Source organism: Mesorhizobium sp. M7A.T.Ca.US.000.02.2.1, assembly GCF_003996995.1.
In the GTDB taxonomy this organism is placed as follows: Bacteria; Pseudomonadota; Alphaproteobacteria; order Rhizobiales; family Rhizobiaceae; genus Mesorhizobium.
Genome location: NZ_RZTT01000805.1, coordinates 1 through 1,009 on the forward strand (window position 1 = coordinate 1; position 1,009 = coordinate 1,009).

Consider the following 1,009-nt stretch of genomic DNA (forward strand, 5'->3'; position numbering starts at 1 on the left):
GGATAAACACGGGTAGCCGACGCGCCCACATTTCCCCCAACGTGGTAAACAACGCGTTAACCAAACTTAAGAAATTGAAAGGATGCCGGCTGCCGGCCTGACGGTGCGGCATAAAAGGGCGGCGCGCAGAACGCCCTTGCGTCATCATGCGGCAATCGGTATAGAATTGACGTAAACGTAAAAGGCGCATTGAGCGCATGTTTGCGATTTGTTTGTTGAAACCACGACTGGAAGCAGGCCCCCGCTTCCAGTCAGGCGACGCACGGTCCGAGACCGCGACGCCACCAGACGGGGAAAGCCAGTGACCATGAAGCTTATCTCGGCCGGCGAGACCGCGGCCAATACCAATATATCTGCCGAAACCGGCGAGGACCTCGTCCGCATCGGCGAGATGGCGAAAAAATATGGAGTGACGCTGCGCACGCTGCGTTTCTACGAAGACAAAGGCCTGCTCAACCCGCAGCGTGACGGGTCGACCCGTCTCTACACGCGCCGCGACAAGGCCCGCCTCAAGCTGATCCTGCTCGGCCGCAAGGTCGGGTTCTCGCTGCGTGACGTCAAGCAGATGATGGATCTCTACGATCCGACCGGTTCAAACACCAAGCAGCTCAAGCTCGCGCTGGACAAATCGGAAAAGCAGCTTGCCCGCCTGCAGAAGCAAAGGGCGCTGATCGACGACGCCATCAACGAGCTGAGCGGCTCGATGTCGGCGGTGCGCCAGATGCTGAGCGAGCGTTCGGCGCCGCAGGCGAGCGCCGCCAGCTAAAACAAATCCGTTCGGATTTGCGGCAGACCAAGTCGTCTGCTGATTGTCCGAGTTCTGTCGAGCCGCGTGGCCTGCCACGCGGCTTTTCGTTGTCCTGGCCCACTCTCATGGCCTTTCGGCGCTGGCTTGCGCAACGTCGCGCCGCTACGTTCATTGCTCCAGTGGGCGGGGAATCTTGTCGCATCGAAAAAATTGACGTTTACGCAAACGTCAATTTTTGCTATCCCGCTCCCAATATGGGCT

Annotated in this window: 2 protein-coding genes; one reads left to right on the top strand and one right to left on the bottom strand. The window is 59.0% G+C overall.

All coding sequences use genetic code 11. The features are described from left to right. A partial coding sequence (locus tag EOD15_RS36400; protein WP_210212220.1) for a hypothetical protein occupies positions 1-199 on the bottom strand: 199 nt, incomplete at its 3' end. A gap of 108 nt (positions 200-307) precedes the next feature. Here EOD15_RS36400 and EOD15_RS34780 point away from each other — a divergent pair. Beyond that, positions 308-766 carry a MerR family DNA-binding transcriptional regulator gene (locus EOD15_RS34780; protein WP_127270399.1) on the top strand — a complete coding sequence of 153 codons (459 nt, stop codon included), beginning with the start codon at positions 308-310 and terminating at the stop codon, positions 764-766. Positions 767-1,009: the final 243 nt, after the last annotated feature.

Excerpts from the sequence above, each read along its gene's own strand:
- EOD15_RS34780 (WP_127270399.1), top strand. The coding sequence starts at position 308 with ATGAAGCTTATCTCGGCCGGCGAGACCGCGGCCAATACCAATATATCT.